General features: G+C 60.8%; 21 protein-coding genes. 10 read left to right on the forward strand and 11 right to left on the reverse strand.

Annotated features, from left to right (window positions below; genetic code table 11):
* Positions 1–272: 272 nt before the first annotated feature.
* The 3 genes from BN2664_RS05650 (at position 273) to BN2664_RS05660 (ending at position 2598) form a co-directional block, all read left to right on the forward strand.
* Positions 273–1400: a zinc finger domain-containing protein gene (locus BN2664_RS05650; protein ID WP_007001168.1), complete on the forward strand. Its 1128-nt coding sequence runs from the start codon at positions 273–275 to the stop codon at positions 1398–1400.
* Between the two features lie 172 nt (positions 1401–1572).
* Positions 1573–2085, forward strand: coding sequence for a Cys-tRNA(Pro) deacylase (gene ybaK / locus BN2664_RS05655; protein WP_007001167.1), 513 nt, complete (start codon positions 1573–1575; stop codon positions 2083–2085).
* Between the two features lie 186 nt (positions 2086–2271).
* Positions 2272–2598: a hypothetical protein gene (locus BN2664_RS05660; protein ID WP_007001166.1), complete on the forward strand. Its 327-nt coding sequence runs from the start codon at positions 2272–2274 to the stop codon at positions 2596–2598.
* Positions 2599–2644: 46 nt separating this feature from the next.
* Here the strand turns inward: BN2664_RS05660 and gluQRS are convergent, their stop codons facing one another.
* From gluQRS to BN2664_RS05675, 3 genes are all read right to left on the reverse strand, one after another.
* On the reverse strand, positions 2645–3670 hold the full coding sequence (gene gluQRS, locus BN2664_RS05665) for a tRNA glutamyl-Q(34) synthetase GluQRS (protein WP_231723450.1): 1026 nt from the start codon (positions 3668–3670) through the stop codon (positions 2645–2647).
* A 73-nt stretch (positions 3671–3743) separates the two neighbouring features.
* A complete protein-coding gene (locus BN2664_RS05670) occupies positions 3744–5135 on the reverse strand; it encodes a C1 family peptidase (protein WP_007001164.1) in 1392 nt (463 codons plus the stop codon).
* Positions 5136–5287: 152 nt separating this feature from the next.
* Positions 5288–6733: a C1 family peptidase gene (locus BN2664_RS05675; protein ID WP_058120643.1), complete on the reverse strand. Its 1446-nt coding sequence runs from the start codon at positions 6731–6733 to the stop codon at positions 5288–5290.
* Positions 6734–7133: 400 nt separating this feature from the next.
* Between BN2664_RS05675 and BN2664_RS05685 the strand changes: the two genes are divergently transcribed.
* Positions 7134–8135 carry an NAD-dependent epimerase/dehydratase family protein gene (locus BN2664_RS05685; RefSeq protein WP_007001161.1) on the forward strand — a complete coding sequence of 334 codons (1002 nt, stop codon included), beginning with the start codon at positions 7134–7136 and terminating at the stop codon, positions 8133–8135.
* 117 nt (positions 8136–8252) lie between these two features.
* Here BN2664_RS05685 and BN2664_RS05690 read toward each other — a convergent pair whose 3' ends face one another.
* A complete protein-coding gene (locus BN2664_RS05690) occupies positions 8253–9563 on the reverse strand; it encodes a C1 family peptidase (protein ID WP_007001160.1) in 1311 nt (436 codons plus the stop codon).
* 229 nt (positions 9564–9792) lie between these two features.
* On the opposite strand from BN2664_RS05690, the gene BN2664_RS05695 reads away from it, so the two are divergent.
* Positions 9793–10671: an HNH endonuclease family protein gene (locus BN2664_RS05695; RefSeq protein ID WP_051014117.1), complete on the forward strand. Its 879-nt coding sequence runs from the start codon at positions 9793–9795 to the stop codon at positions 10669–10671.
* Between the two features lie 149 nt (positions 10672–10820).
* Here BN2664_RS05695 and BN2664_RS05700 read toward each other — a convergent pair whose 3' ends face one another.
* The 4 genes from BN2664_RS05700 to BN2664_RS05715 are packed head-to-tail and all read right to left on the reverse strand — an operon-like array spanning position 10821 to position 14512.
* Positions 10821–11711: a metal ABC transporter permease gene (locus tag BN2664_RS05700; protein WP_007001158.1), complete on the reverse strand. Its 891-nt coding sequence runs from the start codon at positions 11709–11711 to the stop codon at positions 10821–10823.
* Positions 11712–11715: 4 nt separating this feature from the next.
* Complete coding sequence (locus BN2664_RS05705) at positions 11716–12657, reverse strand: metal ABC transporter permease (RefSeq protein WP_007001157.1); 942 nt, start codon at positions 12655–12657, stop codon at positions 11716–11718.
* Between the two features lie 17 nt (positions 12658–12674).
* The gene (locus BN2664_RS05710) at positions 12675–13496 is read right to left on the reverse strand and encodes a metal ABC transporter ATP-binding protein (protein ID WP_007001156.1); all 822 of its coding nucleotides are present in this window, start codon (positions 13494–13496) and stop codon (positions 12675–12677) included.
* Positions 13497–13546: 50 nt separating this feature from the next.
* Positions 13547–14512 carry a metal ABC transporter substrate-binding protein gene (locus BN2664_RS05715; protein WP_007001155.1) on the reverse strand — a complete coding sequence of 322 codons (966 nt, stop codon included), beginning with the start codon at positions 14510–14512 and terminating at the stop codon, positions 13547–13549.
* A 344-nt stretch (positions 14513–14856) separates the two neighbouring features.
* Here BN2664_RS05715 and BN2664_RS05720 point away from each other — a divergent pair, with 344 nt between their 5' ends.
* The 3 genes from BN2664_RS05720 to BN2664_RS05730 are packed head-to-tail and all read left to right on the forward strand — an operon-like array spanning position 14857 to position 18122.
* Complete coding sequence (locus BN2664_RS05720; protein ID WP_007001154.1) at positions 14857–16224, forward strand: ABC transporter permease; 1368 nt, start codon at positions 14857–14859, stop codon at positions 16222–16224.
* A complete protein-coding gene (locus tag BN2664_RS05725; protein ID WP_007001153.1) occupies positions 16221–17474 on the forward strand; it encodes an ABC transporter permease in 1254 nt (417 codons plus the stop codon). Before BN2664_RS05720 ends, BN2664_RS05725 begins: the two co-directional genes overlap by 4 nt.
* Positions 17475–17486: 12 nt before the next feature.
* On the forward strand, positions 17487–18122 hold the full coding sequence (locus tag BN2664_RS05730) for an ABC transporter ATP-binding protein (RefSeq protein WP_007001152.1): 636 nt from the start codon (positions 17487–17489) through the stop codon (positions 18120–18122).
* Between the two features lie 289 nt (positions 18123–18411).
* On the opposite strand, the gene BN2664_RS05735 is transcribed toward BN2664_RS05730, so the two are convergent.
* Positions 18412–21918 carry an exo-alpha-sialidase gene (locus BN2664_RS05735; RefSeq protein WP_007001151.1) on the reverse strand — a complete coding sequence of 1169 codons (3507 nt, stop codon included), beginning with the start codon at positions 21916–21918 and terminating at the stop codon, positions 18412–18414.
* Between BN2664_RS05735 and BN2664_RS09170 the strand changes: the two genes are divergently transcribed.
* Positions 21918–22097 (forward strand): hypothetical protein, encoded by a 180-nt coding sequence (locus BN2664_RS09170; RefSeq protein ID WP_155856485.1) that lies wholly within the window; start codon positions 21918–21920, stop codon positions 22095–22097. The two genes, BN2664_RS05735 and BN2664_RS09170, sit on opposite strands and share 1 nt — an antisense overlap.
* Positions 22098–22180: 83 nt before the next feature.
* Here the strand turns inward: BN2664_RS09170 and dacB are convergent, their stop codons facing one another.
* Complete coding sequence (dacB, locus tag BN2664_RS05740; RefSeq protein ID WP_007001150.1) at positions 22181–23545, reverse strand: D-alanyl-D-alanine carboxypeptidase/D-alanyl-D-alanine endopeptidase; 1365 nt, start codon at positions 23543–23545, stop codon at positions 22181–22183.
* A 183-nt stretch (positions 23546–23728) separates the two neighbouring features.
* On the opposite strand from dacB, the gene BN2664_RS05745 reads away from it, so the two are divergent.
* Complete coding sequence (locus BN2664_RS05745) at positions 23729–24262, forward strand: inorganic diphosphatase (protein ID WP_051014171.1); 534 nt, start codon at positions 23729–23731, stop codon at positions 24260–24262.
* A 269-nt stretch (positions 24263–24531) separates the two neighbouring features.
* Here BN2664_RS05745 and BN2664_RS05750 read toward each other — a convergent pair whose 3' ends face one another.
* Positions 24532–25971, reverse strand: a complete 1440-nt coding sequence (locus tag BN2664_RS05750) for a C40 family peptidase (protein ID WP_007001148.1) — start codon at positions 25969–25971, stop codon at positions 24532–24534.
* Between the last annotated feature and the right edge of the window lie 39 nt (positions 25972–26010).

Here is a 26010-nt window from a genome sequence, read left to right on the forward strand (position 1 = left end):
GACGCAGTCAGCGGCTTCACTTCGGTGTGGGGATATGTGCAGATACCCGCATGGACGTGCACGTATATCCGCCGTGAAGTGGAGGGGCCGGCCGGAACCCTCCTCCCTGCGCGCTGAGGCCGGCCCGATTCCTGCTTTATGAACCGATGCACGGCTGCGCTTGAGCTGGCCTTATGCAGGCGCGAGGCTCGGAGCGGGGTCAGACTGCTCGGCTAGGCGTCGGAGCAGGCAGGCCAGCTATACTCTGGAGCGTCTCCAAGGAACGGAAAGCAATGCCTGAAGGTCACTCGATTCATCGCCACGCAAGAATCCTTACCGAGCTATATGCCGGGCGAATTGTACACACGTCTTCGCCGCAAGGGCGGTTCGATGCAGGTGCGCAATTGTTGGACGGCTTGGTAGCCGGCCGGGCTCAGGCATGGGGGAAGCATCTGCTCTGGCCTTTTCTTTCCCCCGCGCAGTTTGAGGAGCTCTGCGCAACCGGCGCCGACGAGGAATTTAGGGCAACCGATCCACGCCCAACAACCGGCCCCGGCCAGCCAAACAACCAAAGCCAAGCAACCGTCCCCGGCATGGTAGGCGAGTCAAATATCCCCTGCCGGGCATCCCGAGCGGGCGAAGAAAGCATTCGCCTTGGAGATGAGCGCGCCGTATGGCTCCAGATTCACCTTGGACTCTACGGAAAATGGGCCTTTGCCGGCGAGGCCGTGGAAGGGCTTGGCGGAGCGGGGATTCGTCTCGCACCGGCGGAAGACTCCGGAATGATGGCGGTTATGCGCCGCGCCACCGACCATGGGCGCGATATGACCACTTCTCTAGCCGATCCGAGCGGGGCGCAAGATCTCATTCCTACTGCCACCACGCGCCTGCGGATCGAGGGGGAAGCGTCGGTCGCCCAACTCACTGGGCCGGCACAATGCAACATCCTCACCGGTGCAGAAGTTCTCGAAAAAATCGCCAACTTGGGCCCGGATCCCATTCGCAACGAGCCAGGAGACCGCAAGCGCTTTATTACCGCGGCGCGTGGGCGGAAAATCCCCGCCGGGCAAGCCGTAATGGATCAGTCGGTAGTTGCCGGGCCTGGCAATATTTATCGCGCGGAATGCCTCTGGCACGTGGGAATCTCCCCGCACCGCGCCGCTGATCGAGTCTCGGCTAAACGCTGGGGTGAGCTATGGGATGACCTTTCCGCGTACATGAAAAAGGACATCGACACCGGAATCATCATCACGATTCCACCCGAGTACCAGCCCGATCCGATTCCAGACGACGACCCGGAGCTTTCTCGGTTTGTGGCGTACCACCGCACCGGTAAGCCGTGCGTGCGGTGTGGAGCGAAAATATCTGAGGCCAAAATGGCCGGGCGACGTCTTTTCTGGTGCCCGAGCTGCCAGCGATAGAGTCCCGACCGGGCCGTGGACGAGCACAGCATTGTATCTCACCCTTCCACCCCTCCGACGCTATCCATCGCGCCGCGCCGACGCCATTCTGCCATCGCATTTTCACCTTCCCGCCTCTCGCCGGCATCACAGTTGGCGGCACGCATAATCGCGAGCGCGCTAACCTGGATGCATGTCCAAGAAGAAGCACGCGGCGGGAGGAACGCCGGCGATTAACACGCTAGAAAAAGCCGGGATTCATTTCGAGGAGCTCGAGTACGAGCACGCCGAGCACATGGAGCACGGTTACGCGCTCGACTCGGCTGAAGTGATGGGCCTGGATCCGGCCACGGTGTTCAAGACACTCATGACCACAGTCGATGGCAAACCTGTAGTCGCGGTGGTCCCCGCAACCGGGATGCTCAACTTGAAATCGCTCGCGAAAGCGGCCGGTGGCAAGAAAGCAGCGATGATGGCGCCGGAAGATGCAGAGCGGCGAACCGGGTACGTAACGGGCGGAATTTCGCCGCTGGGGCAGAAGATTGCTTCCCCCACCTTCATCGACGAGTCAGCACGCGAACTGGATACCATGCTTGTCTCGGGTGGCAAGCGAACGCTTTCCGTGCGGGTAAAACCTGACGATTTGGTAAAAATCGTCCCCAAAGGCGCCTTCGCGGCCATCGCAGATTTTTCGCGCCACTTCTAACTTTGCAGTCGCTTTAGGCGGGAAATTGCAGTTGTGTTAGGCAGAAAACCGCAGGTGCTCTCTTCGCAAACTCGTAATTGCGTCCAGCGGAAAATTGCCTCTGAGCTACGGCATCACGCAGTGGGCGAACTAGACTGGCCACAACGCAGGCCCGCGAACCACCCGCGGAGCCGATTGGAGGTAGCAATGGCATTTTGGGGACGACGTACCGACTCGTCGCGACGCGGCTCGAGTGAGGAAGACGGCGTGGACGATGGCGCACCTGCACCCGGCGGTATCCCCGGATCGGGCGCGGTGCCTTCGAACGGTCCTGGCGATGCCTCACCGGCCGGCACTGAGTATTCCGCGCTCTACGGCAAGCATCGCGGGGATCACCACGGAGGCTACGACTTCGGTGGGTATGTGCCCGGCGAAGATTACTTGCCGAAGAAGCGCCGCGAAGAGGCCATGCACGTCCTCTTCGGCGTGGCACTCGTCGTGATGTTTGCACTCATCCTTTATTTCATTCTCTAGCCCGCCGCGCGGGTTGTAGCTTCGTCGAAAGATTTTGCCCGTTGCCTCAGCGGCGCGGACCGCGCTCGAGTTCGGCCGTGTCCACGTACCACGGTCCGTGGCGTAAATGGTCCATGCTGAGTTCTTCCGAAAAAATACGCGCTAGCTCCCGCGTTTCGGCGGAGCCGGTCAGACCGGTGGCCTCGGGGAGATCAACCTCGAGCGATGCCGCCAGCAAGCGCACAATATCCGCGGGCGTCCAGCCGAAACTAGCAAGCGCGCGCATGGTCACGGCGCCATCGCGCTTAGCCAACCGGCGCCCTTCCAAATTGAAGACCATCGGCACATGGAAATATTGCGGGGTGGCGAACCCCAGGAGGTGCTGCAAATGCACCTGGCGCGGAGTGGATGCCAGCAAATCCGCCCCGCGGGTCACCTCACGAATGTCTGCTTCAGCATCATCCACGACGGAGACGAAATTATAGGAAAACGCGCCATCCCCGCGACGAATCACAAAGTCGTCCACCACGCCGATGTAGTTACCGAGAATTTCGTCCCGAATCTCCAGCTCACGCACACTTGAGCGTAGCCGCAAAGCCGGGCCGCGATTCATTCCGGCCAGCTTGGCTCGCCCTTGGGCGCGTTGTTCTCCGCTCAGATCACGGCAGGTGCCGGGATAAACGCCCGGGGTGCCATTGGGCGCGCTCGCCGCCTCAGCAAGATCCTTGCGGGTGCAGTAGCACTCGTAGAGCAAACCCGCCTCACGGAGCCTTTCGAACTCGCACTCATAGAGATTCCCGCGTTCGCTTTGGTACTGCACCGGCTCATTCCAGGTAAGGCCAATAGCCGCCAGATCAGCCAGTTGAGAGCGGGCATATTCAGACCGTGAACGCTCGACGTCCAGGTCCTCAACGCGCATAACGAAACCGCGCCCGTGGCGCTGAGCAAACGCCCAGGCCAGCAAAGCCGTGCGCAGGTTTCCAAGGTGAAAATCCCCGGTGGGGCTCGGCGCATACCGTCCATTCCCGGCAACCAGCGAACCGCTCGGCGCATTTTCTCCCTGAAGCTCCGGCGCTTCGTCCGTATCACTCACGGCCCGCGTAGCCTCCTCGGCTATCTCACTCGCCGCCCGCATAGCCGCCTCGTCCATCTCGTTCACCGCCTCTCTACTGCCCCACCGGATCCCATACCGGCAAGACTGTTTCCGGAGCCTCGGGAGCAAAAGCCTCCGCAACCTCACGCGGCACCGACTCGCGCGGCACGGTGATGCCAAAAACGTACTGGTCAAACCAGGAATCATTCATAGTGTAGAAGCCAGCGTCGCCGCGATCTGTGCCCCAGGAGTTTTCAATCCGCCAGCGCCGCGGGCGAAGCGCAGTCTGCGTGTTTTCCATACGCCCGTCCGAACTCGTCCCCCCGCCGTCTTTCGCGGAGACTTCTCGATCCCCAGCACCGGCGTCCACCAGATCCACCCCGGTAAACGCCATAATGTGGGTGAGGCGAGCCTCGTGCAACTCGAGCATCTGCGCCTTGGTCAGCGCCGTATCAATGCCGTAGGTGGAATCGTATGCGTAGAGATTCGCGTCCCAAATACCACGTTTGCCGTCGAGCTGGTGCTTCACATCGCAGGCCATCCACACCGGGCGACCCGCCTGAAGCTCGCGAATCGCGACCTCTTTAAGCGTCTGAACCGGAACATTGACGAATACAAAATCGCGCCCTGCGATATTCTGCTTGCCGTCCACCCGGTAACGCACTCCGCGCGGGTGTCGCGGATCGTCCACAATTTGCACGTAATCTCCGAGATCACCGAGGTATTTTTCGGCAAACTGGCGCGGCGTGAACAGGCCCTCACGGTGGAAGGCGTGATCGTCATCTTCCCACTGCCAGATAAACTCGCGGGGTGGGGCACCCAGGTGAATCGCCAGCACGCGGTAGGTTTGCCGTAGCGCCTCCGCGCGAATCGCCTCACGCGCGCTCCCCGACGCGGCAGCGCGAATGTCCCGCGCCGCACGCCTCATGAGCACCCTGAGCGTCTCGTTCATTGCGTCCGTGTTCGACGACGAATCTGTTTCCGGCATGGCGTAATCGGGCACCGCGCCGTATTTACGCACCAGGCCTTCGAAGAAATACCAGTATCCGCCATCCCAAATCGGTTCGCGCAACCAGAAGACGACCTCGCGATCATCGGCGGGGCGCTCGGCCAAGCGATCCATATTCCCCAAGAAAGTATTAGCTTTCTCGAGTTTGTCGAAGAACTGCAGATAAACGTGCGAAAACTGGAAGTTCTTCACCCCAATTTCCTTTGCCACCCGCCCGCGCAGCACGTTGTAGCTGGCGAACATCCAGCACCGTCCAGATTTCTTCTGGTTCGTCGCTTCTCCGGTGGGGATCTTAATGGAGACGCTAGGGTCTATCGCGTTGATAATCTCGCGATCTTCAGCGACCTTATTAATCGGCGTTTGCGTCACCGCGTTCTGCACCAGGCGCGCGGCGCGATCCGCCGCGAAATCCCCGGCCCACTCCGCGATTTCTTCTTCCGTTACGCTCTTTTGCATTCCCAGCGCCTCCTTCTATTAGCGCGCCCGTGCCGCACCTTCACCAAGCCGTGGCCTAGCGACCCGTGCCGCACCTTCACGAAACCGAGCACTGGCGCACCATGTGCCGAGCCCAACTAGGCCAATTTTTAACACACCACGACGCGTCCCGACTAAGCCAAAATATCCCAGGCCGGTAGCAACCGCGCGTCGGGATCATCAATGCCCGCACGCCACTGCTCAGGAACGGCGTCGTTCTTCACCACGACAACGTAGGTATGCGCCTCCACCCACTCATCCGAGACGGTGACGAAGCCCTTGTCTCCGTTATCTTCTCCCCAAGAATTCTCAATCCGCCAGCGCAGTGGCTGGCCGGATTCGTCCAGGTCAACGCCGGTAAATGCCATGGCATGCGTGGGCATATAACCGAGCGTGGAGAGCCCGGCGAGGTTCTCCAGGCTGGTGTCCACGCCGTAAATACCCGCCTCGTCGAAAAGCCCCGGCGTACCGATTCCCTTCTTACGGTCCATCTCCTTGCTCACGTCGCATGCCATCCACACCGGCTCGCCAGCTCGTAGCGTGGCGAGCGTTGCTTCGCGTAGCGTGTCCATCGACACAACATGGAAAACCTGCGGGTATCCCGCCATACTCTCGCGCCGGTCGACGGCGTAGGCCTGGCCGACTTCCAAGCGCGGATCAACAAGGAGCGTCACGTATTCGCCAATATCGGGAACGGCCTTTTGCGCGAACTCCTGCGGGGTTAGCACGCCCTCACGATGGAATTCCCCGTCCTTGTCTTCCCACTGCCACATGAACTGCTGGGGCGGGGTGCCCAGGTGGATCCGTAGGATCCGATACACATCGGCGAGTGCCGCTTCACGGATATCACCCCGCGCCTCCGGCTGCGCGTGATGGATTTCCCAGGCGGCGCGGCGAAGACGGCGGCAAATCACGCTATCCATTTCAGTGGTGTTCGGGCTCGACTCGGTTTCCGGCATGGCGTACTTCGGAACAGCGCCGTACTTTTGCACCAGCGCGGCGAAGGACTCCCACCAGCCGCCGTCGTAAACAGGGTTTTCCAAAATCGTGGCCACAACCCGCGCGGCGCGCTCGATCCAGCTATCCGTGGCGCAATTGCCGCTCGCGTTATCGGCGCCCGGCTCAATTTCGTTGGCCGACTTCCCGGCGAATTTCGCTCCGACGTCGGACACCAAAAACTCACCGGGGAAAGGTGCGTCCGCGAGGTCGCAAATATTGCGCAGGAAGACGTTCGCCTTTTCGAGAAGGTCGAAGAACTGCAGGTAGGCGAAGGAAAACTCAAATTTCTTCAGGCCGGTTTCCTTGAAAACTTCGGGGCGACCGGCCGCGTTATAACCCGCGAACATCCAGCAACGGCCGGACTTTTCCTGGTTCGTCACGTCCCAGGCGTCGATTTTTAGGGAGAAACTGGCGCCGCTGAGCGCGGTGGCCTTGGCGTGGTCCTGAGCCACATCGGCAAGCGCATTCTGGGTGAGCGCGTTCTGGGCAATTCGCGCCTGCGGATCCGCGGAAAATGCCTCCGCCCACGCCTCAAGTTGCGTGCTCGTAATTGCGGTGTTTGCGCTCTGCTGGGCGCCCATATATGCCTCCGTTTACTAGTTCTTCGCCGACGCCGCGCGACTCAATCGCTCTGCCGCGCGGTTCTTGAAACGCACTGGCATGGTACCGCGCAGCTCCGACAGCCTAAAGCGAATCGTCTGGATCGCGCGCACTCTCACGCTTTCGCGAAGCACTCCGCTGCCGCTTTGGCGCCGCGATCCGCTACCGGATTGGCTCTGCACTCGCCCGCCCGGTCTTTCAGGCCGCCCGCCTGGTTCTCGGTTTTTTCAGAGAATAATTTCCTCAACTTGATCCCAACACAGGGCGCGCCTTCCGCAATTCCATACGTGCCAGCCGCACATTGAGGCATTTCCACTCCAGCCGTGGCCGAGCGGCGGCGTCGGGAAACAAACGAAGGCGCGCGCCGCGAGGGAGGTTTGGATGCAAGACGCAGAGATAACGCAACACAAGTGGATCGTGACCGGCACGGAGGGGTTCCTCGGCAACACAATCGTGCGGCGCCTCTTCGAAGCGGGGGCCCGCGTGCGCGCGGGGGTTTACCCGGACCGCGAGCCGGAATCGCTCGCGGGCATCGAGTGCGAAAAGTTCTACGCAGACATCACCGATCCCGCAGACGTTGCGCGGCTGTTCGACGGCGCCGGCGCAGATACGTTCATTATCCACTGCGCGGGCATTGTTTCCATTGCCAATCAGGTGCGCCGCGAGGTGCGCTCAGTCAATGTTGGCGGAACCCGAAACATTGTTTACGCCTGCCGTGAGCACAGCGTAGCGCGACTGGTGTACACCAGTAGCGTCCACGCTTTGCCCGAGGATGACGGCATTATCACCGAAACGAAGGACATTACGCCCGCGCAAGTCGTGGGTGAATACGCCAAGACAAAGGCCGAGGGCACGCGGCTGGTGCTCGATGCGGAGAACATTGATCGCGTCGTTGTTCACCCCTCCGGGATCCTTGGCCCGGGTGATTATGGGGACGGTCATCTCACTCGCCTCATTCGCGACCTTATGAACGGCCGGCTCACCTCGATTGTGAACGGCGGTTACGACTTTGCGGATGTGCGGGATATTGCGGATGCGTGCATTGCCGCCGCCTACCGCGGGCGCAACGGAGAAAACTACATCCTCAACGGCACCGAAACTTCGATTCGCGAGATGAGTGACCTCGTGTGCAAGACAATTGGCAGGAAGCGCACTCCCACCGTTTTGCCCACCTGGTTTGCCAAGCTCACCGCCCCCGCGGCTGAGCTCTGGTACAAACTGCGCGGAACCGCGCCGCTTTACACCCGCTATTCGCTCTATACCCTGCAGGCCCCGGCACAGTTCAGCCATGCCAAAGCCTCAGCTGAGCTCGGCTACAGCACGCGCCCGGTGGAAGAAACCATTGTGGATACCGTGCGTTGGATCCAAAAGCACCCGCAATAGGCCGCGATTACCTCCGGGGCGCGAAGTATTCTGCGGAACACGACGCCGTAATGAATACGCCGGTGGGGCGGGCCGCAAGCAACCCGCCCCACCGGCGTTTGTTTTAGTCGCGGAACCTTAGGCCAGCGATCCCATTGGGTCCCAGGCCGGGAGCACCGCCGGCTCGGAATCGAGGGCCGCCAAGTATTCCTCGGGCAGGCGGCTCTTGGGCACAGCAATCTCGAAGACGTGCTGGTCGAACCAGGAATCGTTCATGGTCCAGAAACCCTTATCGCCCATGCCGTCGCCCCACGAGTTTTCGATGCGCCAGCGGCGCGGGGAGCCGGCCTCGTCCAGATCCACGCCGGTGAACACCATAGCGTGCGTCATCATGGATTCGCCAAAGCGTAGCTCATCGGCCTTGGACATCTCGAGGTCAATTCCGTAGGTACCCTCGTAGTCGAAGAGCTTGCCGTCCCAGATACCGCGGTCGCGATCGGACTGCTTGCCGGTATCGCAGCCCATCCACACCGGGTGGCCTTCCTTGAGCTGCTCAATCACGGCGGTGCGAATAACCTCAATCGGAACGTTCAGGTACGTCACTGGCTTGGCGCCCACCACATTGCCCAGACGGTCCACTGTGTAGAGCTTGCCGTATTCGTTGCGCGGATCGTTGACCACGCACACCAGTTCGCTCAGATCTGGCAGGTACTTATGCGCGAACTCGAGCGGCGTCATCTCGCCCTCGCGGTGGAATTCTCCGTCCTTGTTCTCCCACTGCCACACGAACTTCTGGGGCGGGGTGCCCAGGTGAATCGCCAGCACGCGGTAAATCTGCTCCATCACCGAAGCGCGCACGGCATCGCGCTCGGCCGCCTCGGCGGCGCGAATATCACGCGCTCCGCGGCGCAGCAGCATCTCCAGGGTGCGGTTCATCGCCGAGGTATTGGAGCTCGACTCGGTTTCCGGCATGGCGTACTTGGGCACCACGCCGTACTTTTCCACCAGCGCCACGAACATATTCCACTGCCCGCCGTCGCCAATCGGATCGGAAAGCAGGTAGTGGACGGTGCGGTTATCCACATCCTCCTCGGCCAGGTCGATCATCGAGGAAAGGAAGTAGTTCGCCTTCTCCAATTTGTCCCAGAAATGCTGGTAAGCCTGCGAGAACTCGAACTTCTCCAGCCCAGTCTCTTCGTAAACAGCGTTCTTGAGGCTATTGAGCCCCGAGAAAAGCCAGCACCGCCCCGATTTCTTCTGGTTGGTAATCGGCCACTTGTCCACCTTGACAGACATCGTGGGGTCGATCGAGTTAATGACCTCGCGATCCTCGGCAACCTTAGTAATCGGCGTTTGCGTCACCGCGTTCTGCGCGATGCGCGCGGCCGGATCCGCCTCGAACTTCTCCGCAAAATTCTGAATGACTTCCGGGCTAAGAGCCTGCGCCATGGTCCACCTTCCGTGTTTTGGTTTTATTACCGACGACGCCGCCGCTTCGCGGTGCCCGGCCGCGGCTGGGCCAGGCAATGCGCGCGGAGGCGCAAACAGTGGCCAGTCTAATCCGTTGCGCCGCGCCGGGCCGGAACTGGGCTTTGATAGTGAGCGATCTCAGCTTCTGCCCCCGCGCACGCCACCAACCCCCGCGCGCGAACGGCCAAGAAATCGATATCCTGGTGCAATGGCGAAAACTTTCCGCGGTAACTCTGATGGCCCTTCCGGATATCGATCGGGGAAATCCACTTCGGGCGGGACCGGAGCCTCGGCAAACTCCGGCAACAATCGCCCCAAATGGATGCAACCGCCCTCGCGCGAACAGCAACGGCGGACCCAGCGACGCAACCGGATCATCATGTTCGTCGTGGTCGCCGCAATATTCGTCTACCTCATTATCGATTCGGCTAACTGGGATAAACAGGCCGAGCAATTCGAGCAACCCCAAGACTATGTTTCCGCCTCCGCACCCTCCGGCGAAGCTCTTTCCGCGGCCAAAAACCTGCGGGAAACCGAACCGACGAACGGGGTGGGATACCGGCGTCAGGAATTCGGATTCACCGACGATGGTTGGCCGGATCTGGACGGCGACGATTGCAATGAGCGCAATGAAATCCTGGCGCGCGACCTCGCGGGAACCACCTTCTGGGAAGGCGGGAAGAATCCGCCGCATTGCGTGGTAGGAACCGGAGTGCTTCACGATCCGTATTCGGGCCGGGAGGTGGATTTTGACCGCGCCGCCGATCCGGACGCGGTGCAGATCGACCACGTGGTGGCACTCTATGATGCTTGGCAAAAAGGCGCCGACGATTGGCAACCGGCCAAGCGCTTCGCCTTCGCCACTGATCCGTTGAATTTACTCGCCGTGTCCGAGGCCGAAAACGACGATAAGGGCCATCAGGATGCGTCCCAATGGCTCCCGTCCAATGAGAATTTCCGTTGCGAGTACGTGGCGCGCCAAGTCGGGGTGAAGCAAAAGTACGACATCGGTGCCAGCGCCGCGGAAAAGCAAGCCATGGTTTCCGTGCTCGAGGCCTGCCCGACCCAGGAACTCCCCGCCCATTAGCCAAGCACTTCCCGCGAACAAACCGAGACCGCTCGCCTGCTCAAACTGCCCGCGAGCATCAGGCCCGAGGATCAGGGCCGAGCGCGTTGCGCTGACAAGGAGCCGGCACAACCAAGCGCGGATCACCGCCTTACGCGAGTAGCGCGGCGTTAGGCGCTTTGCGGGGCCCGTACCTTCGCCGGGTGCCTCCGCACCCTTGGAAAAAGCTTGACCGCGCCGAGCACCAGCAAGAAGATCACGCCGTCCACGAAAGCCATGGCCGCCGAGGTAGCCAGGTCCAACTGCCAGGCGATAAGGAAGCCAGCGAGCGCGGAGAGCGCAGCGATGGCGATGGTGGCGCAAATAGTGGAGCGCAGGGACGTGGTGAGAAGGAGCGCCGCGGAAGCCGGCACAATCATCAGGGCAATCACGAGCACCGCGCCGGCGGCATTGAATGCCACCACAACAGTCAGCGAGACCAACAGCATTAAGCCGAGCTCCACCACCCGTACCGGGAAGCCAATAGTGACCGCGAACTGCCGATCAAAAGTGGAGGTTTTCAGGACTCGGTAGACGACGCCGATGAAGCTGGCGTTCAAGGCCATAACCACAATGAGGTGCCACATGGTGCGCGGACCGATGTCGTAGCCGCCAATAATAATGTGCTCGGGGGTAAGGGCCATGAGGTTGAGATCCCCGGTGAGAACCGTGTCTTGGCAAATATGCACATTCGCCAACGTCGTCGACAAAAGAAGCACACCGAGCGCGAAAAGCACCGGGAAGATAAGGCCCTGGGAGGCGTCGCCGGTAATCAGGCCGGTGCGTTGTAGTTTATCCGCCCCGAGCACCACGAGCATTCCCATTAGCGCGGCAAGGATCGCCATAACGGGTGAGCTCGTGGTGCCCGAGAGGATTGCCCCCACAACGATTCCGGGTAAAACCGCGTGGGACATCGCGTCCACCAGCATGGATTGGTGGCGAAGAACGAGGAAAACTCCGGGTAAGCAGCAGGTGACGGCCGTGACGACGGCGAGGAGCATCACCGAGACAATAAAACTCATGTCGCTACCTTTCCTCTTTCGCGCCCGCGCTCTGCAGACGCCTGCGGCGGCGCGCAACGGCAAAAACCGATCGCTGCGGGGCGAAGAACAGAGAGAAGAGGACGGCGGTGAAAAGGCAGAGCACCACCACCGGGCCGGTGGGGACTTTGCCCAGGCATACCGAAACATAGGCGCCCGCCCCGCCGGCCAGGCCGCCGAACACTCCGGCCAAGATGATCATGTGGGACATTTTGTTCGTCCACTGCCGCGCGGCCGCGGCCGGCATAATTGCGAAGGCGACCATGAGAATCAGGCCCACACCTTTAATCCCGATCACGATGGCGAGGGTGGCGATGCCGATAATGAGAGGGTCGAGGATGCGCGGGGAAAAGCCTTGCACGCGAGCGGAAATCGGGTCGAAAAGCAGGAGTTTTATTTCCTTGAACGCAAGCACTAAAACCGCAACCACAAGGGCGCCGAAAATCAGGATTGTTCGCACGTCCACGCCGCGCAAATTCGCCGCGTTGCCGAACATATAACTTTCAATACCACCGCGGTTAGGAAGGCTTGAGTGGGTGAGCATTCGCATCCCCACCATTCCGCCGCCGTAGAAAAGCGAGAGGCAGATAGCCATGGCGGCGTCGGCCTTGATCTTTGAAATTCTCACAATGACGTTGGTAAGAATCGCGGCGAGGGTGGCGGCAATGGCGGCGCCAATAACCAGCACGGTGAGCGAGCGACCATCGGCGTGGAAAACCACGCTGGCAACCGTGAAGGCGACGACGACGCCGAGGATCGAGCTGTGACCAATAACGTCGGAGACCAAAGCCTGTTTGCGCAGATAAAGCAGGCAGCCCATGGCTCCCGAGAAGCATCCGATCAGCACGGTGCCGATCAGCATGGTGCGGAATATGTATGCGCTGAAGAACTCAGCGGGCGGAATGAAATCGAAGAGAGGAAGCGTCATAACATGTATTCCTTGCGCTACCTCGCCTCGGGGGCACGCGCCGGAGCGAGGCGCGCCGCGTCAGCATTTGTTGCATCAGCACTTGTTGCGCGGTCGCCAATCGCGTCCACATTAATTGCGAGCCCGTATGCTTCCGCCACGTTTTCGGAGGTGAAGGCGTGGTCCACCGGCCCGGCGGCTACGATTTTGCCCGAATTAAGCAAAACCACCGAGTCGCAAAAATCGCGAACCGTCTGCAAATCGTGGTGCACGATCAGCACGGTTTTCCCCTCTGCCACCAGCTCCTTGAGGATCTTCATAATTGCCTGCTGCGAGGCGATATCCACGCCCGCAAAGGGCTCGTCCATGACGCAGAAATCCGGATCTTGCGCCAGCGTGCGCGCCACGAACGTGCGCTGCTTTTGCCCGCCAGAAAGCTGACTAATTTGCCGATCCGCCAGCTCGGCAATACCCAGCCGTTCCATCGCCCGGGCGGCGATCTCCTTTTCTTTTTTGCCCGGCCTGCGCAACCAGCCGAGCCGAGAGTAGGTGCCCATTAGCACCACGTCAGCCACCGTCGTCGGGAAATCCCAATCGACCTCGGCAGCCTGCGGCATATACCCAATTCGCGAGCGCACCTTCTGCAGCGGCTGGCCGAAAAACTCCACCTTGCCGGCAAGCTTGGGGATCAGTTGGAAGCAAGCCTTAATAATGGTGGATTTACCCGCACCATTCGGGCCTAGCAACGCCATCACCTGGCCCGGTTCAATTCTCAGCGAGAAATCGTCCACAACGACGCGTTCTCGATAGGCAACACCGAGATACTGAATCTCGCAGGCCAGGTGATGGACGTTGGTCATTTTGTTTCTTCCATTGGTAGTCGGTTTGGGAGTGTTGATGGCTCCCGTTTTTACTTCTGCGTTAGCGCCTCAACAATGGCGTCGACGTTGTACTCGAAGGCACCGAGGTAGGTATTGGTAGGAGCCTCGGAGCTGAGCGTGTCCGCGAAGAGCTCCTTATCGGAAATCTCCACGTGCCAACCCTTTTCCTTTACGGCTTCCTGCAGGTGCTTGATGACCTCGGGGTTCTTCAGATTGTCCTGGAAAATCACCGGAACCTTCTTGGAGGCGATGAGGTCTGCCAGCTCATTGAGTTCGACGGCGGACATCTCCGACTCGGAGGAAACAAAGTCGGTAGCGTGGATTTCGATACCGAAAGACTTACCTAGGTAGTTGAAGGCATCGTGGCCGGTAATAAGCACGCGACGCTCTTGCGGGATGGCGTCCAGCTTCTGCTTCGCCTTGGCCTCGGCCTCCTGGATCTTGGCGTTGTAAGCATCGGCGTTCTTCTTGTAGGTTTCAGCATTCGCCGGATCGATCTTGCCCAACTTCTCCGCCGTCGCACTCACCACATACTGCCAGTTATCCGGGGAATTCCACACGTGCGGATCATGCCCCTCGATCTTTCCGTCCTCTTCCCAAGGCAGGAGCTGGTCTTCCGGAATAGCCTCAGCCGCGGGAATTTGACGATCGCCCAGCTTACTGAGCTGATCCATCATTTTGTGTTCCATATCGTGGGAGGTCCACACAACCAGATCAGCCTTTTCAATTTCTTCGGTGTCCTTGGTGGTGAGTTCCTGGGTGTGCGGATCGCCGCCCGGCTTGACGAGCGTGGTGACCTTGGCATCCGGCGCGACGTTCTTGACCACATCCTCAAGGTAGCCCGTGGTGGCAACGACCTTGAGCGAGGTGGCGGCGCTGGAACTTCCCTCCGCGGAGGGGCCCTTCGAGGCATCGTTCGTGGCACAGCCGGAGAGCGATGTTAATGCAAGCATGGTAGCCGTCGCGGCGGCGGCAAGCTTGAGTGGCAACTTCATGCGATTCCTTTCAACTTTCCCTACCCGTAAGCCCTGGGTTAGGGGTGCATTACCTTGGTTGCGATGACAGATTACTGGTTTCTACTGAAAACGACAACCATTCGCATTAACGAGCGCTAATAACAAATTTCAATTAAACTAGAACAAGTTCTTCCTAGGCGTAGCCCACGATTTACCCAGCGGACCCACAGCCTCCGCCGGTCTAATATCCTCTGGTCGGCACCAGCATTGCCTGTTTTATTTCAATGCAGCTTTTCTGGCCACTTTATATTCCCCCACCTCGGGGACTTAACAAGAATTTTCGATCCCCTCGCGGGGACCTCTGACAACGGAAGGACACCGACGTGTCTTTTATCGGACGAGCGTGGCGCTACGTCACCCGCAAATGGGTGAAGACCCTGATTATTTTGGGGATTTTAGTGACCATGTCCACCCTGCTCTTCTCAACTCTGGCAATTAAATCCGCCACCGCCGCGGCCGCCGACCAGGTGGCGGCCAAAACCGGGAAGGGATTCGTTCTAGGCATCAATCCCCGCACGAATATGGGCACTCCCCGCGGCGCCGGCAATGTTCAGGGAACGGACATTGAAAAAATTGCCGCGCTAGACGGCGTCGAGAATTACGTGAAACGGCAGAACGTCACCGCGGACTTGGTGGACGCGAAAGCACTGACAACGGGAGCGCAGGACTATGACGCCAAGCGCGCCGAGCAGTTTGGGAACGCCGTGAACGTGTGGGGCGTGAATACCACAGAACTGGATAACAACTTCCGCTCCGGCGCGCTCACGCTAACCGCCGGGCGCCACCTCACCGCTGAGGACCACAATAAATCGGTGATCAATGAGGAGCTCGCCGCCGCGAACGGGCTGAAAATCGGCGATAAGCTCACGCTTCGCGGAAATCCGTACGACGCCGACAATCAGAATAAATCCACCGCGGAGGTAACCACCGAGATCGTTGGAATCGTTTCTGGCTCAAATACCGGTCAGGCGAAGCAGCGCAACGAACTCTACGGAAACATTGTTTACACGGACGTCGACACCACCCGCGCGCTGTACCAAATGACCCCCGAAAACGAGATCTATCAGGACGCTAATTTCTACGTTTCCAACAATGCAGATTTCGAGTCGGTTGCGAAGGAAGCGGCCGCGCAGAATATTGATTGGAAGAAATACCAGCTCTCCAAGAGCATGCAGTACTTTTCGGGAATTACCAACTCCATTGAGGGCGTGCGCTCGGTAATGAACGCGACCACCATTGCCGCGTTTGTTTTCACCTTTGCCATTCTCTCGCTGGTGCTCTTCCTCTGGCTCAACGAGCGCAAGAAAGAAACCGGCGTTTTGCTCGCCATTGGGCGCACCAAGGCAAGCATCATCTCGCAATACTTGGCCGAGTTGGTCTTCATCGCGATCCCCGCGGTGGTGGGCGGCTTCTTCCTGGCGCGCCTGGTGGCAAGCGGGTTCGGCTCCGCCGTCCTGAGCTCCACCAACGCCTCCCTGACCAAGGAGCTCACCGGCGGGCAGCAGATTGCCTCGGATATTGAATCGTCGATGTCCGCCAAGACTCTCGATTCGCTTTCGACCGTGGTCGATCCTCGGCTCTTCGTGCCGGTAGCGATCTCCTTGTTCGTTGTGATCGTCGCCTGCGTGGCGGTGGCCGCTATCCCGCGCCTGCGCAAATCCCCGCGCGCGCTTTTGGTGGATGCACGATGAGCGCGACGAACGGGATGGATACGGCGGGCGCGATGAAGCGGATGAGTACTCCTCAGCGCGCCGGGCTAGCGGTCTCGCGCCGCCCCGCGCGGAGCATCGCGATTTTGCTGGTCATGGGGGTTATTTTCACGGCGATTGTGGCCCAATCCGGAGTCCGCTCCACCATGGCGCAGGTGCGCGAGAGCATTTCCCGGAACGTCGGGGCGGGTTTTACGGCGACGTCGGACACCGGGCAGGTTCCGGTCTCGCTGGCGGATACGCTCGCGGCGCTACCCGGCATTTCCGCGCACGCCTTCGAAACGATGACGCAAGCTACTCCGGTCGGCGCCGCGGCAGTTGCGGCAGGCGGGATCCAGCTCGATGAAGGAGTGGAAAGCGCGGTAACCCTGACGGGGACCACGAATTCGAGTCTAATCCCCGCTTTCCAGGGCGGGATCTACTCGCTTCAGTCGGGAGAGCACCTGGCGGGCGACCGCCCCGGCGCGCTCATCCATGAAGCCTTTGCCGCTCAGAACAACCTGACTATCGGCTCCGAGCTGACGCTCGCGCAGGACGGCCGGGGAATTCGCGTCCCCGTGACGGGCATTTTCAGCGGCATTGCGGAAAATGAGACCGGCTTACCGTCGGGTGCTTCAGAAAATCAGGTGTTTACGCATCTGGGGGCCGCCCAGCAGCTAAACGGGAGCGAGGACGTGACGCTGGCGCGGTTTCTAGTGAACGACGCTGAATCGCTTCCCACCACCCTGGCGCAGGCACGAGGCACGGCTCCAGACCTCGTCGTCACCGATAACGCACAACAATTTGCGGGCGTTCTTGCCGCTGTCGATAGTGCCAACCAGATGCTACGAATGCTTCTTTTTGGCATCTGCTTGGGCGGGCTCGGAATGGCTGTGCTCGTCTTGGTTTTCTGGGTTCGCGGAAGAATTCACGAAATTGGAATCCTGCTCAGTATCGGTTGCTCAAAGCGGGAGCTGGTGGGCCAGTTCGTGCTCGAAGCCTCCGGGCTGGCCGCGATAGCCACGCTACTGGCCATGCTGGCCGGAAATGCGCTGAGTGGGCAACTCGGGGCGTTCATTATTTCGCGGGTTGGCGACGCAACTCTTTCCAGTATCGGCATTTCTTCCCCGCAGATACTCAGTATGGTCGCCGGCGTCGGGCTGGGATACCTCGTGGTTCTCGCCGCACTTGCCGCCGCGCTTATGCCAATCATCACTAAAACACCAAAAAGCATTCTTTCCCAACTTAGTTAGGAATTTTCAACCATGTCGATTTTGCAACTTGATCACGTCAGCTATCGCTATAAGGGCATGCCCACAACGGTTCTTTCCAATGTGTGCGCCGATTTTGAGGCCGGGAAGATTTACGCCATTGAGGGTTCTTCCGGTGCCGGAAAGTCCACTCTTCTCAGTCTGCTGGCAGGGCTCGACACCCCAACCGAAGGCGAGGTGCGGTTTGATGGGAAAGATATCCGTGAAGCCGGATACTTCCACCACCGCCGCGAACAGATTTCTTTGATTTTCCAGAGCTACAACTTGATTGATTACCTCACGCCGCTGGAAAACCTGCGCCTGGTGGATTCAAAGGCAAGCGCCGATACGCTCACTTCGCTTGGCCTGACCCCCGAGGAGATTCGCCGAAACGTAATGCATCTTTCCGGCGGACAGCAACAGCGCGTAGCAATTGGCCGCGCTCTCGTTTCGCGAGCGCCCGTTATCCTTGCCGATGAGCCCACCGGCAATCTAGACGAGGAAACCGCCGACGAGGTGATTACGATCCTGCGCGATGCTGCCCACGAGAAGGGCAAATGCGTTTTGGTCGTTACCCACTCGAAGCAGGTGGCCCGCTCGGCCGACGTTTCGCTTCGCCTTACTAAGCGCAAGCTCGTTGCCTCGCGCTAAGGTCGCCGCGAACCCTCGCGAGCGCATGCCGTCATGATAGTTAGCGATGCAACTTGCCTCGCTAGCACAATTGCGAAAGGAGCGCGCCAGCTACCCCGCTGGCGCGCTCCTTTTGTATGTGCTCGGCTCTAACCCCTCAAGCAGTCATACACGCTGCGGCGGCATTTAACTGAGCTCTGCTCTCAGGGAGCCTTACGCATTCCTCACTGAGGCCAGCGGAACCGTGATTTACCACGAAACGCACTGGCGCCCGGCCGATGCCGGTTCCTCAGGAGCTGGAACGCAATCGCTACCGCCGGTCTACCGCGGGTGTATCAACGCCATCGCCGTCCCAATCGCCCACCAGCACGCGATCGTTCGCGTTGCCGTAGGCGTACACGGCTTCCGCAACTCCGCCGGTGAGCGTGTTGCGAAGGTAGAACTGGTTAGCACGAACCACGCCGATGCCATCGACGCCGTCGCCATTCCAATCACCAGCGATCACGCGGTCGCCCGCTTGCCCGTAAGCAAAATCGCGCGTAGAGACGGCGTCGCGAATGGTGGACTGGAGGTAGAAGTGGTTGCCGCGCACGGCAGCCAGTTCGTCGCAACCGTTGCCGTCGAAGTCACCCGTAACCAACAGGTCGCTAGCTTCTCCATAGGCGACAACGTAGTCCGCCGCGCCACCGGTCAGCGAATCCTTGACGAATACGCGGTTTCCACGCATCACGGCGACGGTATCGCGGCCATCGCCATTCCAGTCACCGACCAGCACAGCGTCGTTCGCGTTGCCGTAGGCAAATTCGAACTGCGCCGCGCCGGTACGGGCGTTCGTGCCGAGGAAGGTGTTCCCACGGCGCACCATCGGGGTGTCAATTCCATCGCCATCCCAATCGCCGTAGAACAGTTCATCGCCAGCGTTGCCGTAGAACACCGAGCTGTCCGCCTGTCCCCCGGTCCAAGAGTTCGTGGAAAGAATGCCACGCGGGTTGAGCGGAGCAGGCTTGGCCTGCTCCGGCTCGACCGTAGGTTGAGGTTCGCCGGCGTCGCTCGGCTCCGGCGTAGGTTCAACCGTGGTCGGTTCCTCGCTCGGCTCGATGGGCTCGATCGGATCAGGCTCCGCCGGAGCCACGATCTTGACGATGGCCTTGGCCGAAGCGACCTCGCCGTCGGCGTAGGTAACGCGCACCGGCACGGAAATTTCCGAGCCCACCTCGGCTTCAGCGGGAACCTCGACGAGCACCCGTCCGGTGATGGTGTTAATTGCCGCGTACTCGGGCACCGCGCTCGGATCAACATCCTCCAGTGCGAACCGCGTGCCCTCCGGGGCCTCCACAGCTTCGCCGGCTTCGTTCGCAAAAGCGACGGGTGCCTTCGCGAGGTGGCCGGGAGCAGCCTCAACCGCCGCGTAAGAAACCTGCGGCTTGGCAACCTTCGGCTCTTCGGGTTCCGGCTGCGGCTCGGGCTTCGGCGCAGTAAAGACCTGCGCCTCGGCTCCCGAAGCGTACTTATCTTGCGCATCTCCGTAGGTGCCGGTGATCCGCACACGCACGTAAGCCGCTTCCTTATCTAGGTAGAAGCTGGCCACCTCGGGCGTGTCCGCGAAGCTACCGTCCGCGACCTTCTCGAGAGTATCGGCGGAATCGCCAGCCCACAGCTCCGCGGTGCGGATGCGCCCGTTGCTGGCATCCTGACGCGGCGCCACGTCCACGCGCACGATGCGCTCGGCCTGGGCCAGCTTGAGGTCCACGTCAATGGGGAGTTCTGCGGTCCGACCCCAGGGCGTGTGCCAAATAGTGGAGCGGTTTCCGTCCACCAAATTCGCGGCGGAATTATTTTCGGCAGAGGTTTCGGCCGGCGGATTTGACGCAAGTTCAACCTGCGTCGCCTCCGGATTTACCTCGCCCTCGCGCACCGCCAGCTTGCCGGTAGCGCGCACCTTCGAGGAAAGATCACCGCTTGTCACGGTGGCGGGGAAGCTGTAGTCGCCGTCGCTCGCACCCGCGGGTACCTGCACGGTGACCTCAACCGGCGTCACCCTACCGGGCTCGAGCGCAGGAAGCTCCACCGCCCCAACCTGCGGCCAACCGGCCGGCACCTGCGGCGTCAGCGTCAGCCCGGTGAGGGCTTGATCGCCCCTGTTCACAAGGTTGTAGGTAATTTTCGCCTCGCCGCGATGGATGTTCGCTTCCGACGCCGCCGCTCGCACGGGCAGACCCTCAATCCAGGACATCCCGAACTTGGCGAACATAATGTCATTATTTGGGCCCTCGTACAGAATGCCGTACGAACCATCCTTCAGCGCGGCGAGGGTCGAGTAGGCCATCGGCCCCTGCGCGAAGAGTTTTCCGTCCGACCACGTCTGTCCGTCATCGTAGGAAATTCGTAGCAGGCCGTTAACTCGCCCCTGCGCAGAAGAGGACGAGTAAAGCAAGATCTTCGCATCGTCACTACCCTGCTCAGCGTTCGGGTAGGCGCGAATAATCGAGGCGTTATTGCGGGGATCGGGAAGCTGCTGTTCCACAAAAACCTCGCCGTACGTCTCGCCACCGTCTTCGGAGATAGCTACCTTGCGGTAGTTGGGGCCGGAAGAGGGCCGCGAGTTCAGCATGAGGCGGCCGTCGGAAAGCTCCACAACCTTGTTTTCATCCATGCCGGTGCCGACCAGCTTGCCGGCCTTCCAGGTTTCGCCGTCGTCGTCGGAATACACCGAAACCGCGGCGTAATTACGGTTCGCCTCCGTCATGGTGTACTGCTGGACGAGGCGGCCAGCGTATTTGCCATAACGCATCTGGATTCCCGCGCCAGAGGCGGCGAAGCGGGAACGAATGCTTGGATCATTGGTGATATCCGCGGTGATTTCGCGCGGCTCGCTCCAGGTAACGCCGTTGTCATCCGAATGGGTGACGGCGGCGTGAAGCGCATTGCGCTGACCCTCATCAGTGCCCGGCTGGGAATCTTGGAATCGAACATCGTAGGACTTCACGAAGAAGGCGTGAATACGTCCGGTTTCCCGGTTCACCACGAAAGAGGGATCCGAATAGCCGTACTTATCGCTAGCGTGGCGAGCGCCGTGACCGGTGGCAATTTCGGTCGGCTTTTCCCACGAGGCTCCGTTGTCCTTGGAAATTCGCAGCACAATCGAGTTCGGGTTGGGAGAATCTTCGCAAGAATTCGGGCGGCCATCGTAGGCGGCCAACAGCCAACCATTATTTGCCTGGGCGAGCGCCGGAATGCGGTAGCAGGTGTACTTGTCACCCGCGCGAGCCAGACGCACCGGCTCCATATCACCGCGGTCCTTTGCAATTGCGGCCGGATCTTCCTTCTCCCGCACGCCCGGCACAACCTCCACCGGGTCTTCCTTGGCGGTGATATTGTCCTGTAGCACCGTGGTGCCGGCGCGTTCCTTGGTGGCCTTGTAGGTCACGTACGGTTCCACGCTGCCCGCCTCAACGTCCGCCTCGCTCACCTTGAGGAAGCCAAATTCGCACGACGCCGACTTTCCCGGCGCCAGGTTCGCCCAGCGACAATTCTTAGCTGCCGTGGTCAGCACATTCTCCAGATTGGTTTTCGACGGGAATGCGGTGATCGTCTGGCTTGAAATGTTCTTGTATGTGATACGGAACTTGAGGGTATCTCCGGGATGAGCCGGCCCTTCAAGATCATCAATGCGCTCGAGGGTGAGCGTCATATACTCCTGCGGCGCGGATTCTTCCGCGGGTTGCGCCGTTGCGATCGACGGCGTAGCTACCAGCGCCAGTGCGGAGAGCAAAGTGACTGCCCCTTTCCACACGCGCCCTTTACGCAATAATTTCATTGGCGTATTTCCTTCTTGTTGGCGTCATTGCCGCTGAGGCATCGTTGCCTCGCCTGTGCCCGACCGTGCAAATCGTCGGACAAATACGAGAATACAAGACCGGCACTGGCCTCGCATCCGTTTTTGAACATCAGTTCAAATTCGCCATTATCGCCGACGAGCACACGTTTTTCGCGTAGCTTCGAGTCCCAAGGGCTTTCGCGTTTCCCAATTCGGCAGGCGCCTCTATCTTCAGACAACCTTACGCGGCGCCGGGCGGTAGCTAATTCGCGGCCACAAGTTGGCTGAGGAACTCATCCTCGGCGGCACGCGCCTCAAAGGCACTGCCGTCCTCCAGGCCATTAATAAGAACGCAGAATTCGAGCACGCGGCCCGAGTGCGTCGTCAGCACTCCGGAGAGGGAAACCGTATTGGCCAGCGTTCCGGTTTTCCCGCGGATCTTCCCGGCCGTGTCCCCACCCAGCCGCTTATCGAGCGTGCCATTGAGGCCGGAGACCGGCAAACCCGCGCCAATTGCCCCGTAGTCTGGATTCGCCAGAGTGGCGACGTCATGCACAATTGCGATTTGCAGTGCGGCGGTGACCTTGTTGTCATCCGAGAGTCCCGAATTATCCACCAGGTTCACGCCCTGGAGCGGGTATCCGAGTTCTTCTAGCGCTTTTCGGGTGGCCTTCGCCGCCCCCTCGAAGTTCGCCTGTTCCCCGCTTTCTAGAGCCAGCAGGTGCCCGAGGGTTTGCGCGGTGGTGTTATCAGAAACCGTGAGCATGTATTCGAGGAGCTGACGCACGGTTCCGGATTCAACTCGGCCCACCTCAGCACTTTCCGCGCCGCCGAGCGCCCCCGGCGCAACCGAGGCCACCTCAATGCCGCGTTCGCGCAGGCGCTGCGCAAAAACTTCGGCCGCGTAGCCGGCCGGATCGGGATGATAGCCACCTTTATCTGTATCGCGCGAGGCAAGCACCCCCAGCGGCGCCATCTCCATAATGTAGTGCCGCTTCGCCTCATTCATTGACGGCTCGTAGGCGGGCCCGGAAAACAGAGTGGCATCAGCGCGCAGATCCACCCCCACAATCCCGCGCTCGCGTAAGGATGCCGCCACTTGGTCTGCTAGATCACCCAGCCCGGCGTGCCCCAGGGCCGAATGCGGGTCGCCGGCATCGGGCGCCAGAAGGTTATCTCCCCCGCCGACGAGGTAGAGCGTATTGCCCGAGAGCTGCGCCGTCGTCGGGAAACGACGATCACCACCCAGCACGTGAAGCGCGCTCACCGCGGTAAGAAGTTTTTGGTTTGACGCCGGAACGCGCGGCTGATCCGGGGCAATCGAGGCGAGGACCTGCTTGGTTTCCACATCGCGCACGAGCACGGAAACCTCGCCACCCGTGCGCGGATCCTCCGCGAGGGCGCGGGCAAGCTCGGACACCTCGGCAGCAGAAGGAAGCGGTGCGGCGGGGCGCGCGGGAAGCGGCGAGTGGGCGGGAGCGATGGCGCTCGGCACCGGATAGGGCGCGGGGTAGACAGCGGGCGCAAAATCGAGCGGACCGGGAAGTACATCCGCCGCATCCGCAACCGCATAGCCTCCGGCTAAGGTAAACACCGCCGCCAAGGCAATAAATCTCTTCCCACGCACCCGGTCATTCTCGCACGGCCGAGCCGGCGAACAAAGCGGCTGCGCCGGCGCGCTGAGGAATCGTTGTGCCCGAACGGATGAAAAGCGGCACGCGAACGGCCATAATGGTGTGACGAAGCCAAAGAGGGCAATAATAGGACTTAGGGCGCATGCACACGCGAACCAAGGAGGCATACCAGCATGATGGAATTTGATGTGACCATCGAGATTCCGCGAGGAAACCGTAATAAGTACGAGGTGGACCACGAGGACGGGCGCATCCGCCTGGACCGGATGCTCTTCACTTCGACTCGCTATCCCGATGATTATGGATTCATCGACGACACGCTCGGCGAGGACGGCGATCCGCTGGACGCTCTGGTTTTGCTTGAAGAACCGACCTTCCCCGGGTGCGTCATTCGTTGCCGCGCCCTCGGGATGTTCCGTATGCGCGACGAAAAGGGCGGCGACGATAAGGTGCTCTGCGTGCCCGCCACCGATCAGCGCGCCTCCTGGCGTACAGAGATCGAGGATGTCTCCGAATTCCATCGCCTCGAAATCCAGCACTTCTTCGAGGTTTACAAGGACCTTGAGCCCGGCAAGTCCGTGGAGGGCGCGCACTGGGTGGGCCGCGAATCCGCTGAAGAGGAAATCCAAGCCTCTTACGATCGCGCTAAGGAGGCCGGTTACTACACCACCGAGCTCGGCAAGAAGCGCAACGCCAAGGCCAAGAACTAGCTTAGCGCGCGGGCGTCTGGCGAGAGCTAGCACGGTTGCGGCTCCCGAGCGGGCGCTCCGGGAATCGCCAGCCCGGCGGGCTGGGCTTTGCGGCCCGGCCCGAAGTACGCCAATAATTTAGTGCATAAAAGTGGGGTCTGAATCGCTTGGCGATTCAGACCCCTCGCGGTTTGCTCGAAGCTTTCAGCATTCAGCGCCTGCCCTCGTGCGCCGGCGCCCCTGACCGCGTAAAGTCCTACCGGCCGTGCCCAGCCGGCGGGAAACGACTTTTAGGGCAAAACCCGCAGGTAAACCGGATTACCCCAGACCGCGCGCTCCTGCGTTCCCATCGAGGGATTCCAGGCCGCGATATGCATTCCGTTGCCGGTGTACAGCCCCACGTGCCCGGGCCACCACAGCAAATCTCCCGGCTGTGCCTGGGAGGCGGGAACCTGCTTGTAGCCGCTCCAGAACTGGCCCACCGACTGGCCGGTGCGGCGCGGGGTGGTGTAACCGAACTGCTTAAAAACGTAGTACGTGAAGCCCACGCAGTCCCAACCGGTTTCCGGAGAAGCCTGGCCCCACACGTAAGGAACCTTGCCGTCGAACTGCCGCGCGAATGCCACGACCTGCTGGCGCAAAGCACTCGAGGACGCCGCCGGCTTCGGGGCCGGAGTCGGCTTGGGTGCAGGAGCGGGGGCCGGAGCCGGAGTGGGCTTGGGTGCAGGAGCGGGGGCCGGTGCAGGTGCAGGAGCCGGAGCAGGTGCGGGCGCCGGGGCAGGCGTGGTGCGGCCGGGAGCGGGAGACTCTTGCTGGCGCTGTTCGCGTGCCGCCTTCTCCGCTGCCGCCTGGCGCGCCTGTTCCTCGCGCTGAGCCCGAGCCTGCGCATTAGCTTCTGCCCGAGCCTGTGCTTCCGCCTCAGCCTTGGCCTTCGCCTCTGCTTCCTGCAGGATCCGCTGCCGTTCAGCTTCCGCCGCCTGGCGGGCCGCAGCTTCCTTCCCTTCTTGCTGCTGGCGTTCGAGCTCCGCCGTCGTACCCTTCTGGGCAGCCAAGCGGGTGAAGAGCTCCTCGCGCTCATCTTCAATGCCCGAAATCGTCGAATCGAGATTGGCGGCCGCGCTCTGCGCGTCATCGAGGGTGGACTCCGCCACCGCTGCCGCTTCGGCCTGCGCCTGCGCCTTCGCGTCCGCATCTCCCTGCAGAGTCTTCGCGATATCGCGCGAGGCCTGGAACGTCTGGAGCTTGCTATCCGTCTGCTGGCCTAGCACGTTGAAAGCGCGCTCGCGGTCCGCTGCATCTTTGAGTGAATCAGCACCCAGCAACGCCGTCGCACCGCCGAGGCTAGTCGAGCCATCGCGATACATGGCGGAAGAAATCTGGCCGAGATCGTCGAGCGCCTCATCGGCCTGCGCCTGGGCAATATTGGCCTGATCCTGCGCGTCCATCGCTTCGGTAATCGACGCCGCGAGATCCTGCTGCGCCAGCGTGGCCTCCGCCTGCTTCTTCGCCACGTCGGTGCGCGCCGACTCGGCTTCGGCGCCGAGCTGCGAAAGCTTAGATTCCAGGCCAGCAATAGAATTCGAGGTTTCATCCTCTGCGGCCTTGGCGGCAGCGACGTCGCGATCGTCCACCCCTCGCGGACCGTTCTCCGCGTAAGCGGACGGAACAAGAGACACAACCAAAGCCGCTGAAACCGCGGCTCCTATGAGCTTCCCTTTACGCAACTGCACGGCGCCTCCATAAAAAGTGAGCACCGACTAGAACAGTGC

It is taken from the genome of Actinobaculum massiliense, from assembly GCF_001457435.1.
GTDB classification, from domain to species: domain Bacteria; phylum Actinomycetota; class Actinomycetes; order Actinomycetales; family Actinomycetaceae; genus Actinobaculum; species Actinobaculum massiliense.